This is a genomic window from Providencia sp. PROV156, assembly GCF_028480905.1.
In the GTDB taxonomy this organism is placed as follows: Bacteria; Pseudomonadota; Gammaproteobacteria; order Enterobacterales; family Enterobacteriaceae; genus Providencia; species Providencia hangzhouensis.
In genome coordinates this window covers 127750-142676 of the sequence record NZ_JAMPPE010000009.1, presented here as the reverse complement: position 1 = coordinate 142676, position 14927 = coordinate 127750, and the positions used below count along the sequence as shown (strand labels likewise).

Annotated in this window: 15 protein-coding genes; 5 read left to right on the top strand and 10 right to left on the bottom strand. The window is 41.0% G+C overall.

From position 1 onward, the window contains the following. Positions 1-45: 45 nt before the first annotated feature. On the bottom strand, positions 46-1548 hold the full coding sequence (gene proP / locus PSF31_RS09065) for a glycine betaine/L-proline transporter ProP (RefSeq protein ID WP_096863534.1): 1503 nt from the start codon (positions 1546-1548) through the stop codon (positions 46-48). A gap of 821 nt (positions 1549-2369) precedes the next feature. Between proP and poxB the strand changes: the two genes are divergently transcribed. After that, the gene (gene poxB, locus PSF31_RS09060; protein WP_004262892.1) at positions 2370-4094 is read left to right on the top strand and encodes a ubiquinone-dependent pyruvate dehydrogenase; all 1725 of its coding nucleotides are present in this window, start codon (positions 2370-2372) and stop codon (positions 4092-4094) included. Between the two features lie 63 nt (positions 4095-4157). Here poxB and PSF31_RS09055 read toward each other — a convergent pair whose 3' ends face one another. Next, a complete protein-coding gene (locus tag PSF31_RS09055; RefSeq protein WP_096863536.1) occupies positions 4158-5057 on the bottom strand; it encodes a DNA-3-methyladenine glycosylase family protein in 900 nt (299 codons plus the stop codon). 151 nt (positions 5058-5208) lie between these two features. Here PSF31_RS09055 and PSF31_RS09050 point away from each other — a divergent pair, with 151 nt between their 5' ends. From PSF31_RS09050 to PSF31_RS09040, 3 genes are read left to right on the top strand one after another with little or no spacing between them, the layout of a single operon-like run. Beyond that, complete coding sequence (locus tag PSF31_RS09050; RefSeq protein ID WP_004262890.1) at positions 5209-5721, top strand: DUF2569 domain-containing protein; 513 nt, start codon at positions 5209-5211, stop codon at positions 5719-5721. 40 nt (positions 5722-5761) lie between these two features. Further along, positions 5762-6115 (top strand): DUF488 domain-containing protein, encoded by a 354-nt coding sequence (locus tag PSF31_RS09045; RefSeq protein ID WP_036958629.1) that lies wholly within the window; start codon positions 5762-5764, stop codon positions 6113-6115. 18 nt (positions 6116-6133) lie between these two features. Next, positions 6134-6658: a DUF2569 family protein gene (locus tag PSF31_RS09040; protein ID WP_004262888.1), complete on the top strand. Its 525-nt coding sequence runs from the start codon at positions 6134-6136 to the stop codon at positions 6656-6658. Positions 6659-6700: 42 nt separating this feature from the next. Here PSF31_RS09040 and PSF31_RS09035 read toward each other — a convergent pair whose 3' ends face one another. From PSF31_RS09035 to PSF31_RS09005, 7 genes are all read right to left on the bottom strand, one after another. Next, on the bottom strand, positions 6701-8272 hold the full coding sequence (locus PSF31_RS09035) for an ATP-binding cassette domain-containing protein (RefSeq protein WP_096863537.1): 1572 nt from the start codon (positions 8270-8272) through the stop codon (positions 6701-6703). A 353-nt stretch (positions 8273-8625) separates the two neighbouring features. Continuing rightward, positions 8626-10131: a glycerol-3-phosphate dehydrogenase gene (gene glpD, locus PSF31_RS09030; RefSeq protein ID WP_004262885.1), complete on the bottom strand. Its 1506-nt coding sequence runs from the start codon at positions 10129-10131 to the stop codon at positions 8626-8628. A 293-nt stretch (positions 10132-10424) separates the two neighbouring features. Next, on the bottom strand, positions 10425-11183 hold the full coding sequence (locus tag PSF31_RS09025) for a DeoR/GlpR family transcriptional regulator (RefSeq protein ID WP_004262881.1): 759 nt from the start codon (positions 11181-11183) through the stop codon (positions 10425-10427). Between the two features lie 28 nt (positions 11184-11211). Further along, complete coding sequence (glpG, locus tag PSF31_RS09020) at positions 11212-12057, bottom strand: rhomboid family intramembrane serine protease GlpG (RefSeq protein WP_036958607.1); 846 nt, start codon at positions 12055-12057, stop codon at positions 11212-11214. Positions 12058-12073: 16 nt separating this feature from the next. Continuing rightward, positions 12074-12397, bottom strand: a complete 324-nt coding sequence (glpE, locus tag PSF31_RS09015; RefSeq protein ID WP_004262879.1) for a thiosulfate sulfurtransferase GlpE — start codon at positions 12395-12397, stop codon at positions 12074-12076. An 88-nt stretch (positions 12398-12485) separates the two neighbouring features. Beyond that, positions 12486-13064 carry a Fe-S biogenesis protein NfuA gene (gene nfuA, locus PSF31_RS09010; RefSeq protein WP_004266130.1) on the bottom strand — a complete coding sequence of 193 codons (579 nt, stop codon included), beginning with the start codon at positions 13062-13064 and terminating at the stop codon, positions 12486-12488. Positions 13065-13127: 63 nt separating this feature from the next. Then, a complete protein-coding gene (locus PSF31_RS09005; RefSeq protein WP_036958606.1) occupies positions 13128-13811 on the bottom strand; it encodes a hypothetical protein in 684 nt (227 codons plus the stop codon). Positions 13812-13864: 53 nt separating this feature from the next. Between PSF31_RS09005 and bioH the strand changes: the two genes are divergently transcribed. Continuing rightward, complete coding sequence (bioH, locus tag PSF31_RS09000; protein WP_036958605.1) at positions 13865-14644, top strand: pimeloyl-ACP methyl ester esterase BioH; 780 nt, start codon at positions 13865-13867, stop codon at positions 14642-14644. 48 nt (positions 14645-14692) lie between these two features. Here the strand turns inward: bioH and PSF31_RS08995 are convergent, their stop codons facing one another. Next, positions 14693-14926, bottom strand: a complete 234-nt coding sequence (locus PSF31_RS08995; RefSeq protein WP_004262872.1) for a FeoC-like transcriptional regulator — start codon at positions 14924-14926, stop codon at positions 14693-14695. Position 14927 lies beyond the last annotated feature (1 nt).

The window sequence follows — 14927 nt, the reverse complement described above, 5'->3', positions numbered from 1 at the left end:
GCTTTGTCAACAACCTTAAGAGCCGTTTTACCGGCTCTTTCATGTTTAATCTAATTTAGGGTGCTGATTGATTAAGGATTGGCGTTTTTTCTCAAGCTCAGCAATTTGTTGGTCAATATCTTCAACTTTCTGCTCAATATTGTCAAAGTGCTCGCTAAGAATTTCTTTTGCCTCAGCTTTATCTGATGCCGCAGGTGTTGCTCCACGCAATGGCTTATTCGCCGTTTCTGGCATCCTGATACCCGTATATAAGCCGATTAAAGCAATCACGATTAAGTAATATGCAGGCATATATAAGTTAGTGGTTGATTCGACCAACCATGCCGCAACAGTCGGTGTCGCACCGGCAATTAATACTGAAATGTTAAAGGCAATAGCTAACGCACTGTAACGAATATGTGTCGGGAAAATCGCGGGTAAAATGGAAGCCATAACCCCTGTAAAACAGTTCAACAGCACCGCTAAAATTAATAAACCTAGGAAAATTAAGCCAACAGAACCACTGTTGATTAACATAAACGCAGGGTATGCCAATAAAATCAGCCCTACGCTACCGGTAATGACAAATGGGCGACGACCAATTTTATCACTGGTTAAACCGATAATCGGTTGAACAAATAACATACCAATCATAATTGCAATAATAATTAGCACACCATGGTCAGTAGAGTAATTCAGATTGTGTGACAAATAACTTGGCATGTAGGTCAACAACATATAGTAAGTGACGTTAGTTGCGATAACTAAGCCAACACAAATCATCAAGCTTTTCCAATACTTAGTTGCGACTTCACGTACTGAGATTTTTGGTGGGTTTTGAATATTGGCTTTATCTTGCTTTTCTAACGATTCGACATGTTGTTGGAAAGCAGGGGTTTCTTCTAGTGAATGACGTAGATATAACCCGATGATCCCTAACGGTAATGCTAAGAAGAACGGAATTCTCCAGCCCCAATCATGGAAGTTAGCTTCCCCAACGATACTGGAAATTAGTACTACGACACCCGCACCTAAGACAAAACCGGCGATAGAGCCAAAGTCTAACCAACTTCCCATAAAGCCACGTTTACGGTCTGGTGAGTATTCAGCAACAAAGATTGCTGCACCAGAATATTCACCACCTACCGAGAAACCTTGAGCTAACTTAGCAATTAATAACAGAATGGGCGCCCAGATACCGATGCTTTCATATGATGGAATCAAACCAATACAGAAGGTACTGACTGCCATGATGATAATTGTCATCGAAAGGACTTTTTGACGGCCGTATTTGTCACCTAAAATACCAAAAACGACACCACCTAATGGCCTAACTAAGAAAGGCACGGAGAAAGTGGCTAATGCGGCAATCATCTGTACGCTCGGTGATGCGTCCGGAAAGAAAACCTGACCTAGAACATAGGCTAAGAAACCGTATACCCCAAAATCAAACCATTCCATCGCATTACCCAGCGAAGCCGCGGTAATTGCTTTTTTGAGTTTACCGTCATCAATAATAGTAATATCACTAATATTTAACGGTTTTTCTTTTTTCTTCTTGAATCTCATGAAACCATCCTCTTATTTTAATTTCAATAATCGAAACAACAGCACTTAAGATATGGGTTTTCATACATCGGAAAATATAAAACCTTATTATTTAGAATAGACGTTGTTTACGTAATAGATAAGTTTTTAGTGTTTTTATGTTGCGCTGAAATAACAGGCTAAAATAGGTATGTAATGGGTAGAATAATGAGAGTGTCTGTCTTTAAAATACAGCAAAAAAGTCACCTTGAGTTAAAAAATACAGTACTAATACTACATTAATATCGAACAAATGTAAAATGTAGGTGCTTTATACTGATTCATGCGCCTTATTGGGATTTTATATTGGTAATATAACGATTGAATTTAATACTTGAAAAAATAGAACTTTGGGGATCAATTAGGTGAATATAAATTGTTTTAAATCAATTTAGTATATGTTTTTTGGTGAGTTTTAGTCTGTCATAAATATATAAGGTTATTGATTTAATATGGTGGAAACAATGATGTGACTGTGATGAATAATATATGCAGATAACTCCATCTTTTTATGATGTTCTTGTTTTGCTTAAGTTGTTAATAACTCGTCTATTTATTTATCTTGTTGCTATCCTCTTCTTTTGATAATAACGGTGGATTGTGCTGTTCTGTTTTATATTTAATTTGATGAGTAGGAATGAGGAATTTACTTAGTTACAATCAATCTATTATCGATATTGGGTTTGATATACGCGAGTATGACAAGATTCTACTTTGAATGTTGTTATGTTTCTAAAAGTACCTTTCATATTTTGAGCTGCAAGATATCAAGGGTATCACATCCGACTTAAAAGAGTGCCATTATGAAAAAACAGAGTGTTGCATCCTATATTGCAAAAGTACTTGATAATGCAGGTGTTAAACGTATTTGGGGCGTTACAGGAGACTCGTTGAATGGCTTAACCGACAGCTTGCGTCGTCAAGGCGCTATTGAGTGGCTAGGAACTCGCCATGAGGAAGTCGCTGCCTTTGCTGCGGGTTCAGAAGCTCAGCTAACTGGTAATTTAGCCGTATGTGCAGGCTCTTGTGGGCCGGGAAATATGCACCTTATTAATGGGCTGTATGATTGCCATCGTAATCGAGTGCCCGTTTTGGCAATCGCCGCTCATATTCCATCTAGCGAAATTGGTAGTAATTATTTCCAAGAAACCCATCCAACTGAATTATTCCGCGAGTGCAGCCATTATTGTGAAATGGTCTCTAATCCAGAGCAAATTCCACAAGTTCTTGGTATCGCTATGCGTAAAGCGATTCTAAATAAAGGGGTATCCGTGGTCGTGATTCCGGGTGATATTGCGCTAAAAGATGCGCCAGAGTCCGCGAAAGAAACATGGTATCAACCACAAGCGCCACTGATTATGCCTCAGCGAAGTGAAATCGAAAAACTCGCTGAATTGCTGAATCAGTCTAAGAATATCACGTTATTCTGTGGTAATGGCTGCGCAGGTGCCCATGATGAAGTGGTTAAACTAGCAGAAACACTAAAAGCACCGGTAGTACATGCGTTACGTGGTAAAGAACATATTGAATGGGATAACCCATACAGCGTTGGGATGACAGGCTTAATAGGTTTTTCATCAGGTTACCACGCAATGATGAATGCAGATACGGTTGTTTTGTTAGGGACACAATTTCCATACCGTCCTTTCTACCCAAGCGAAGCTAAAATCATTCAGGTTGATATTAATGCAGGTAGCTTGGGCTCCCACTGCCATATTGATATGGGGCTGATTGGTGATATCAAAGCAACATTAGATGCATTACAGCCACATTTAGAGGCTAAACAAGATACAAAACACCTTGATGGCGCTTTAAAACATTATGCAGAGGCTCGAAAAGGGTTAGATGACCTCGCTAAACCGGGTCATGAGGGGTTAATACATCCTCAGTATCTTGCAACAAAAATTAGTGAATTAGCTGCTGATGACGCGATTTTCACCTGTGACGTTGGAACCCCGACAGTATGGGCTGCGCGCTACTTGAAAATGAACGGTAAGCGCCGTTTAATTGGCTCTTTTAACCACGGGTCAATGGCGAATGCGATGCCACAAGCTATTGGTGCGCAGGCCGTTGATAAAAAACGTCAAGTGGTTGCAATGTGTGGCGACGGCGGTTTCAGTATGCTAATGGGGGACTTTATCTCTCTTTCTCAAATGCAATTACCGGTAAAAATCATCATTCATAACAATGGCGTGCTTGGTTTTGTTGCCATGGAAATGAAAGTGGCCGGTTTCTTGACAGCGGGAACGGATTTACATAACCCTAACTTTGCAGCGATTGCGAATGCTGCGGGTATCAAAGGGATCCGTGTTGAAAAAAGTGAAGATCTAGACGGTGCATTAAAAGAAGCTTTTGCCCATGATGGGCCAGTGGTGGTTGATGTCCTAACCGCCAAACAAGAGTTGTCTATGCCACCAGAAATTGCGGCACAAGAAGCGAAAGGTTTTAGCTTGTATATGTTAAAAGCGATTATGAGTGGTCGCGGTGATGAAGTCGTTCAATTAGTGAAAACGAACTGGTTACGTTAAATCATTATTGTGAATAGTAGGAAAGCCCATTTCAGGTTATTGAAGTGGGCTTTTTAAAACTATTCAATAACCTGCGGCTGACTGGCTACGCCACAAATGGGCGGCAACCAGTGCACGCCATGGGGAAAATTGTTCCAACCATTTTTCCGTTTCTTTGGCGGAGGGCTGCTCTAATTTCGCAAGTAATGTTTGCAAATTACGTCTTACCGCCACATCTCCATGTAAAGAGCCATCTAAGTAGTTGAATCCTCTAAGTAAAGCATAGCTCACAGTCCAAGGTCCAATACCTTTGATTTGTAATAATTGTTCAGTTATTTGATTCGCATTGGAATGAGTCACGTGCTGTGATAAATCAATTTGTTGATTTTCGATGGCGTCACAAAGAGCTCTGAGGGCGATAATTTTTCCCTTTGAAAAACCCGTTTGGCGCAGTATTTCGTCATCAACTAACCTGACTTGTGGAACATCGGGGAAACACCAAATACCTGAAGCATGCTGAATCCCCACGGCTTGGATAAATCGCCGACGAATGGCGATAGCTGCATGGACACTAATTTGTTGCCCAATAATAGCCCAAACTAACGCTTCAAATGCACTAGCAGATTGATAAATCCGTAATCCTCTTTGTTTTTCAATGAGCTGTCCAAGTATTGGGGTTTCAAGGTAGCGTTTTTCGAACTCATCAATATTTTGTTTCAAACCAAGTACATGCTGTGCCAGCGTTAGTAAATCTTGCTCATTGATAATGATAGATGGAGAATCAATCGCTAATGAAATCGTTGCCTGTTGTTTTTTAAGCTCTAATGTCATTTTTGTTGCATGTTGTTGCCATATTATGCCTTTATGTAATGTATCTTCTTCCACTATTTCCGCAACATTGTGTTGATCTCTTAAATGAAAAGCAAAAAAATCACCATAAAGGTAATTGGTAGGAAGTGGTAACTGTGCGGTAAATATTTGCATAATGATGGCCTTGTCAGATTGTTCTTTATTAGCAATATAATTGTGAATTAGCGCATTTAGTTACTCATTTTTTGTTGAGTAGGTATGCTATCTTATACAGGGCTATTTATTTTGTATTGATATTATTTGTCTGTTTAATAAGGAAGTGTAAATGAAAACTGAAGGTCACAGTTCATCTCATGGCACTTCGGTACCATCACCACAACCAAGGCAGGAATTAAAAGGCATTGGTGGATGGCTTATTTTACCCATGTTAGGGATAATATTGTCCTTGATTATTTTGCCTTTTTCGATTTATGAGCAAAATGCTCAAGTGATTGAATATTGGATTGAATTAACAGATCCACAATCAAGTTCATTTATTCCATTATTTAAAGAGCTAATCTACTTTGAAGTTTTAGGTAACGTTATTTTATACGCCACCTTACTTTTCCTAAGTTATGTCTTTTTTACAAAGAAAAAACTCACAATTAAAATTTATATTTTTTTCCAGATCTTTTCTTTAGTTTTGACGGTTACGGATATTATACTCGCAAGTATTTTATTGGATTTAGAGGTTGAAGCCTCCGATATCAAAGATATTTTTCGGGCTCTAATTGCTTGTGCCATTTGGATACCGTATTTTTTAGTTTCAAGGCGTGTTAAAAATACTTTTGTAAATTAATAAATAAAATGCTGCGGTTTACTTATTGGGTAGGTAAATGATGATTAAATGCAAACGAGTTTATGACCCTGTTGACGATAATGATGGTTATCGCGTGCTTATCGATAGACTGTGGCCAAGAGGAATAAAAAAAACAGACTTACACCACGACTCTTGGAATAAAGACGTTGCACCTTCCAATGAGTTACGAAAATGGTTTCATCAGAACACAGATCAGTTTGCTCAATTTATCGAGCGATATCAGCAGGAACTTAATAACACAACAGCTTGGCAGGTATTGGTTTCACAAGCAAAACAAGGTGACTTAACACTGTTATACAGTGCTAAAAATACAGAACATAATCAAGCAATTGTACTCAAGGCATTTCTTGAAGAAAAAATGCAAAGTAAATAGTAAATAAAGGTTATTTGAATGGATATTCAGCAATCAACCACGCAAACAGAGCCAGCAATAATATCACCAGAGGCTCAGCCGGTAGTTAAAAAGCCGTTACAGGGACTCAGTGGATGGTTAATTTTACCGGTTATTGGTCTGTTTTATATGTTGTACAAAACGGTCACGATGCTATTGCAAGAAATCTCGCAAGTACAAACTGCATGGTCATTGGCAACTGAAGCGGATTCTGATTTTTATATTTCAGGCTTTGCGACAGGTTTTTACCTCTTGCAACTAGGTTATGGTGTTTTAATTGCTCTATTTCTTTGGACGTTTATCGCTGCGGTTAAATGGAAAAAACAGGCGAAGTGGCTGTTTATCACCACCATGGTACTGTTTACTTTAATGGTATTAGTTGCTCGTTTTGTGTTCCCATATATATTTGGTTTGGAAATTAACTACTCAAATATTATTACCGCTATAAATGGCAGCTTCTATTGTGTGTTATGGATCCCCTACTTTTTAGTTTCTCATCGCGTCAAAAATACGTTTATCCATTAAAGCAGATGGCCACACCTAATTAGGCAGTGGCCTAGTAGACAGTTATTTATCAGAAAGATTTAGCGTATGGGTTATATTGCAGTTTGCAATAAAGGCGTCATCGTGAGAAACCAGTAAGAGTGTTCCTTGGTAGTCCTGCAATAGCGCTTCAAGTAGTTGTTTTGAATCCAAGTCTAAATGGTTATCCGGTTCATCGAGTAATAAAATAGCGGGTGGGTTCGGGCTATGCGTGAGCGCCAGTAGTGTTGCTTTTAACTGCTCACCACCACTGAGCTGCTGTAGTGGCAGTAATGATTTATCTCCTCGTATTCGCAGCATACCTAATTGCGTGCGCCACTGCTCTACAGTAAACAACGGTTGGTATTGATGAAGTGCTTCAGCGACAGGTAATGTCTTATCGAGTAAGTTGAGGTGTTGGTCTAAATAGCAAAATTCACCGCTTAGGCGGCACTCTCCTGAAGATGATGGCAATAGGCCAGCAAGCACTTTAAGTAGTGTTGACTTACCACAGCCATTACGCCCTTGAATATGCCAATGTTCTCCACTGTATATGGTGAATGAAAGTGGTGATGAATAACCGTAGGGCAAACACAAGTTAGAAGCAAAAATTGTGACTTTATTACCTTCATTTTGATAGTTAATCGTCATTTTTTGTGGCTTGATATAGCGAGCTTTTTCTTGGTTTTCCTGTTGTTGGCTTTGCAGATTATCCATAACCCGTTGGTGCCGTTCTGCGACATTTGATTGCCTTTTCTCTGCACGGTTCTTTTGCATATCAAGTAGCAGTAAGGATTGCGACCCACCATAGCGAATTTTTTCCCCCTGTTTCTTGCGTTGAGCGGCTTTTTGTAATGTGGCCTGTTGCTGCTTTTTCTCTTGGTGAATACGTTTTTCTAAGCGCTCACTTTGTGCATCAATTGCGGCAATTTCCAAGTTTTTTTGGGTATCGTATAACGCATAATTTCCCCCATATTCGTGTAAGCCTTTTTCCGTTAATTCAAAAATAGCATCCATTTCGCCTAACAGAGTTCTGTTGTGAGAGATAACTAGGCAGCCAGCCCGATGCTCAGTAAGCTTTTGGCTGAGCCATTGCCGACTTTGCGTATCTAAATGGTTATCCGGCTCATCAAGTAGCAAAAAGTGATCTTGATGAAGAAATGCACGGCAAAGGGCTAGACGGGTACGTTCACCCCCACTTAAATGGGAGATAGGAGCTTCCATTGAGATAGCTAGCCCAGCAGAGTCCAATAAACTTTGCCATTGGGAAGGTAAATGCCATTTATCTTCCGTTAGTTCAAAATCTGCCAAAGAACCATTTCCTGCCTCGATGCGTGAAAATGCATGATAAAGTTCCTTGATGCCTAAGGCATCGACGAGTGTTTCGCTCGTTAGTCGAGTTAACTGCTCAACATAGATAAAGGGGAGGTTCCAATGTACATTCCCTTGTGTAGGGCGCAATTGGTTAGCAAGAATACGCATTAAAACCGATTTTCCTCTGCCATTATGGCCAATTAGAGCATTTTTTTTGCATGACAACGTCCCGCTTATCGGTGGAAAAAGGGCGGTTTGGTTAAATTCAATATTGAGCTGTGAAAAGTGACAAGCAATCGTCATATGCACCTCCAAAATAATGAGGACAGACAACGTCGTTGACTTATCAAGAAGCGTCGATGAAAGCGGTTGCCTGCCAGGAACAGAAAAATGAATACCAAAAGGGTATTGGAAAATATTTTCTGGCAGTGCTTAGTTCATCGTGAGGCGTACCTGCGAAGTTGGGTGAGAAGTAAGGTCGCGTACATTATAAACAGATGGAATTGATTTGTGCAAATTATCGTGATTGGGGTTTTTCTGAAAGTCGTACAAACTAAAAATAGAAAAAATGGTTTAAAAATAGAAAAAGCCAGTCAACAATTGCAACTGGCCTTTTCCATTAACAACGAGATTTTATAACAACGAGATTTTTACGATTATGCAGAGGTGTGCTCTGACAACCCATTTTTTGCTAACCAATGAGCAATGTGCTGTTTTTCTTCTTCATTCAGCCACATACCCAATTTAGTACGACGCCAAATGGCATCATCCAATTCTGTTACCCACTCATGTTTGACTAAGTAACGTAATTCCGCTTCATAGACATTCGCAGAGAAGGCTTCACCGAGGTCGCTGAGTGAATTTGCGCCTTCAAGGATTAACTTACTGTTGCTACCGTAGGTTCTGGCAAAACGTAGCGCTAAGCCTTCAGGAAGCCATTGATAATGTTGACGTAATACACGTGCATAACCATCGCGGTCACAACCTTCGATATCACCACCTGGTAACTGACCATTTTTCGTCCATGGGCTACCTGCATTTGGATAGTAAGTCGCTAACTTATTCACAGCAGCTTCCGCTAATTTACGGTAAGTGGTTAATTTACCGCCAAATACAGATAACAATGGCGCTTGGCCTTGTTCATCGTGAATATCCAATGTGTAATCACGAGTAATGGCTTGTGGTGAGTCTGATTCATCGTCGCACAGTGGGCGAACACCTGAATAGTCCCAAACAATATCACTCACGGTTAACTGTTTTTTGAAGTGGTCGTTATACACTTTCAGTAAATAGTTAACTTCGTTTTCATCAATTTTGACGTCTTTCGGGTCGCCTTTGTATTCTACGTCAGTGGTGCCGATGATAGAAAATTCATCCATCCACGGGATAACAAATACAATACGGTTATCTTCATTTTGTAAGATGTACGCTTGTGGTTCATCATGAGCACGCGGAACGACAATATGGCTCCCTTTGATTAGGCGAATACCATAAGGTGATTTTAATTTCAGCCCATCATCAAAGAACTCTTTTACCCAAGGCCCTGTGGCGTTAACTAGCCCTTTTGCTTTCCATGTATGGGTTTCGCCTGTACGTAAGTCCTGAGCCTCAACAACCCATAAGCCGTTTTCACGGTAAGCGCGAGTCACTTTTGTGCGAGTACGAACCTCACCACTCTTACGTACCACTTCTTGAGCGTTTAACACAACTAAACGCGCATCATCAACCCAACAATCGGAATATTCAAAACCTTTTGTTAGTTCAGGTTTTAGTACAGAGTTTTGGTTGAATTTCAGCCCCTTACTACTTGGTAAGCTGACACGTTTGCCTAAATGGTCATATAAGAATAGGCCAATACGGATCATCCAAGCTGGACGTAAATGAGGCTGATGAGGTAAGCGGAAGCGCATTGGGAAGGCAATATGCGGTGCTAATCGTAATAGCACTTCACGTTCTGCCAAAGCTTCGCTGACTAATCTAAATTCATAATGCTCTAAATAACGTAAGCCACCATGAATGAGTTTAGAACTCGCAGATGAAGTCGCACTTGCCAAGTCTTGAGCTTCGAGCAGTAATACCGATAATCCACGACCTGCAGCATCTGCTGCAATTCCAGCGCCGTTGATCCCGCCGCCGATGACAATCAAGTCTTTAGTTTCCATGCATCCCCCTGAGATGTTCGAAACACTTTCAATAATGTTCGTTTTCGCTCATTTGATTGTAGTCAAAATAGATAGTGATGCCAACTATTATTAATGAAAAAAATAACAACTGCGTGATATTGGTAACAATTTTTTTTCAATGCCCACATATAAAGTATTGTTATTTACAAGAGGGAAAAGAGGGTTTCGCGCGAAAAAGAAAAAAATACCTGTAAGGTGGGGGACTATGCTGGGGAAGGGGACTAATGAACATGATGGTAGCTGGGACTACCATCATGAAGGTAACTATTTGATTAACAAAGCTCTAATTGAACATTATGTTGCTCAATCACTTTGAGAATGCTGTCTGGTGGCTGTTTATCAGTAAATAAATAGTCAATTAGATTCATATTACCCAGATTAACCATCGCGTTACGACCAAATTTAGAATGATCGGTGACAAGCATGACACAACGTGAATTTTCAATAATCGCGCGTTTGGTACGAACTTCGTGGTAATCGAACTCAAGTAATGAGCCATCCATATCAATACCACTGATACCTAAAATGCCGTAATCTAACCTAAATTGGGAAATAAAATCGAGGGTCGCTTCACCGACAATACCGCCATCTCGTGATCGTACTTCACCTCCCGCTAAAATTAGGCGGAAGTCTTCTTTTGGCATCAGCAAGGTGGCGACGTTAAGATTATTGGTCACCACACGTAGGTTTTTATGGTTAACCAGCGCATGAGCAACCGCTTCAGGGGTTGTACCAATATCAATAAATAGTGTCGCACCATCAGGGATCTGGCTTGCAACATGCTGCGCGATACGCGCTTTTTCATCTGACCACATGATTTTACGGTCATTATAAGCTGCATTCACAGAACTTGAAGGCAGTGCTGCGCCACCGTGGTGCCGCTGAATTTTATTCTGTTCAGCGAGGTCATTGAGGTCTCGACGGATCGTTTGAGGGCTAACCTCAAAGTGTTCGACGAGTTCTTCAGTACTGACATATCCCTGAAGACGCACAAGCTCAACTATTGCATCATGTCTCTGGGTTTGTTTCACAGCGTTAGCCTCTAATTATTAAAATGTTTTATCTGGAGCTCTGGTGTTTAAAACTGTGCCTATTATCCCATACTCCCATCAATAAGCCGATAATTAACCCTGAAGTATGTGCGGCATTGGCAATATGCATACCTAAAACATCGAAGTAACCGAAAAAAAGCCAGATAATCGAGAATATCATTAACCCTCGAGGAACACTGATGCCACTTTCGGGACGACGTTCACCCGTTAACCACACATAGCTGACAAGGGCATAGACGACACCAGATAAGCCGCCAAAGTTGTTTTCACTAAACAGCGACTGCCCCCAGTTACTAAACAGCGCTGAGACCAGTAAGATAGTGAATAATTTACCCGTTCCGAGCTTTCGTTCTACTTGCCCAGCCAAAAACCACCAGAGCGCAAGGTTGAAACCAATATGTGATAGCGAAAAGTGCACCAATGCAGGACTAAACCAACGCCAAAGTTCCGTTTGTTGGTCGCCAATAGGCCATGCCAAATAACGTAGAACTTCTCGTGCATCAGTCATTTCTACCCAAAGATATACAACAATCGACAACAAAATAACAGCGATAGTTAAAGGGCCAGATTGTTCTTTAAGGTAACCCCAAGTTAGGTAATTGCGATATTGAAACTGGGTATCTGCGCTTCCCGTGTGCCAACTGGCTTCTAGGTAGCGAGGGTGATTTGGGTCTTGTAGAAAAATATCTAATTCTTTTTGGACTTGAGGTTGAAGTTGCTCATCTTCTAGCCAAAGCTCAAAGACAGCTTGTTCTTGTGATGGCTTTATTTTTAAGTGAATATTTTTGCTAGCCATATAGTCAACAAAGGCTTGCGCCATTCTGGGATTAGCAAAGGAGGTGATGTGGATCATGAATGCGTTTTCTCATCTAGAGAGCCGTAACGGCTTGTGGATATTCCCTTAACCATGCTTCAAATCCACCATTGATGCTATATACAGATTCAAAGCCAATGTTGATCAGATATTGTGCAGCACCTTGGCTACTGTGCCCATGGTAGCACATCACCATAACAGGTTGTTCGTAATCCGTTTGTTCTAAAAATTGGCTCAGTGACTCATTGGTGAGGTGATAGGCTCCACTAGCATGGCCTGCACGGAAACTTTGTGGGTCTCGTACATCTACCAGTATGGCCGTGCCGTCTAACCAATGTTGATAGGCTTGTTCTGGTGTTAGTGTTTCAAAATGGTCCATAAAATACCGAATACAGTAGGTAACAACCCATTAAAGGTTAAATGATAGGCACTCGTAAAAACAGAGTGCCAAATATTCGTGGTATTGATTAGTAGAAAGAGTGCTCGCCACGTTGGTGTTCAGTCAGGTCTTTAACGCCTTTTAGCTCACCTTCAAACATTTTGAGAAGTTCTTTTTCGATACCTTCTTTAAGCGTGACATCGACCATTGAACAACCGTTACAGCCGCCACCAAATTGCAGAATTGCAAAGCCTTCATCGGTGATTTCCATCAGGGAAACACGGCCACCGTGGCTGGCAAGTTGTGGGTTAATTTGTGACTGTAAAACATACTCAACACGCTCAATTAATGGTGCGTCATCAGAGACTTTACGCATTTTGGCGTTCGGTGCTTTTAACGTCAGTTGTGAGCCTAGTTGGTCGGTAACGAAGTCAATCTCGGCATCATCCAAGAATGGAGCGCTAATTTCATCAACATAAGCAGATAATTTCTCGAACTTTAGTTCTTTATCTGTTGCTTCAACGGCACCCGGAGGGCAGTATGACACACCGCATTCTGCGGTTGGTGTGCCTGGGTTGATAACAAAAACACGGATTTGAGTTCCTGGCTCTTGATTTTCCAACAACTTGGCAAAATGAGCCTGTGCTGCTTCAGTAATATTAATCATAATCATTTGCTCAATAATAGTTGACTGCTTTAGTTGGTTATAATACGCCCATTTACCCCTTTCCTACAAGGTGCGACACAGTGACCATGCATCAACAGTACGTGCTCCCGCACAAATCAACAATTGTGCTGCGGCATTCATCGTGGAACCTGTTGTAATAACATCATCAATAACAGCAACATGTAGGTTTGAAACCGAGTCGTTTAAGGTAAATGCTCCCTTTAGGTTGTTTTGGCGATACTCACGTTTTAGTGTTGTCTGTGCCAGTGTAGCACGACTACGCGATAATGAATTTTGCGAATAGGGGATATTTAACCATCTGGATAAATTTTCGCCTATTAATGCCATGTGGTCAAATCCTCTCCACCACAGACGGCGGCGATGCAATGGAATTGTGACAATTAAGTCCGGTTTGTGCCATTTTTGTTGGCGGTAACCCGTGAGCCAAAATAACGCAAAGATACGAGCTAGAGTAAAAGCAAGCTGAGGTTGTTTTTGAAATTTAAACCGATGGATTAACATGCGTAAAGCGGCTTGGTATGGGGTTACAGTGATAATTCTCTGCCATGCAGGAGGGTTTTTTAGGCAGCGTCCACACTCCATGGTAGGCTGTTCACAGGGTAAAGCACAGCGCAAACAGCAGGTTGGCATTTTAGGTAATCCTTCAAGACAAAAACTACAAACACCTTGATGAGGTAATTTTAGTGATTGATGGCATAGCCAGCAGCCCCCCTCCATTGTTAGCATAGTAGAGTCCTGTTAAACGAGTTGACGAATAAATGAATGAAGAGAGTGTAACGATGGCAAAGTTATATTGGCAGACCGTTGGTGAAGGTAAACAAGATCTTGTGTTGCTGCACGGATGGGGATTGAATGCACAAGTCTGGCAAACAATTATTCCGCGAATCGCTTCGCACTTTCGGGTTCATTTGGTTGACTTGCCGGGGTACGGACGTAGCCAAGGGTTCTCCCCCATGAATATTCAATCGATGGCGAATATTTTGTGGGAGCAAGCCCCTAAAAACGCGATTTGGCTCGGTTGGTCACTTGGTGGGCTAGTTGCAAGCCGTATTGCGCTTGACCATCCTTATGAAGTCAAAGGGTTAATTACCGTTGCTTCTTCCCCATGCTTTAAAGCAGAAGAAAACGGTTGGGCAGGGATCCGGCCAGAGGTTTTATTAGGTTTCGAGCAGCAACTTTCGGCTGATTTTCATCGCACCGTCGAGCGTTTTTTAGCATTGCAAACTTTAGGCACTGAAAGTGCAAGAAATGATGCAAAAACTTTGAAATCTGTGGTACTTGAGCAGCCTATTCCAACTGTTGAAACACTAAATGCAGGGCTTGAATCATTACGTACCGAAGATTTGCGGGATGAATTAAAACAGTTACCTATTCCTTTCTTGCGCATTTATGGTTATCTCGATGGCTTGGTACCGCGCAAAATAGTGCCTATTTTAGATGAGCTGTATCCGAATTCGCCATCCGTGATTATGCGCAATAGCGCTCACGCGCCGTTTATTTCTCATCCTGATGAGTTTTGCGAATACTTGTTGGATTTTCAAAGTCGTACCGAGGAATAAATAAAAAAAATCAGCCTAATTTGGGGCTGATTTTTTGTGGTGTCTCTATTATTTGATTTTATACACAAAATGAGCGCAATCAGTGCTTTCAGGGCAACCTTTACAGCTACTGCCTGTTAAACAAGCACTGATATCGACTTGTTCAATTTTTTCTAAACTGACTAGCTTCTCAACCATTGCTTTAATTAATGGGATTGGCGTATTTAGCTGCTCACTAAGTAGTGCGATGTCAGCTTGCCCATATAAGGCGATTAAATCTCTTATTTGTAGCAAGCTGGTCATC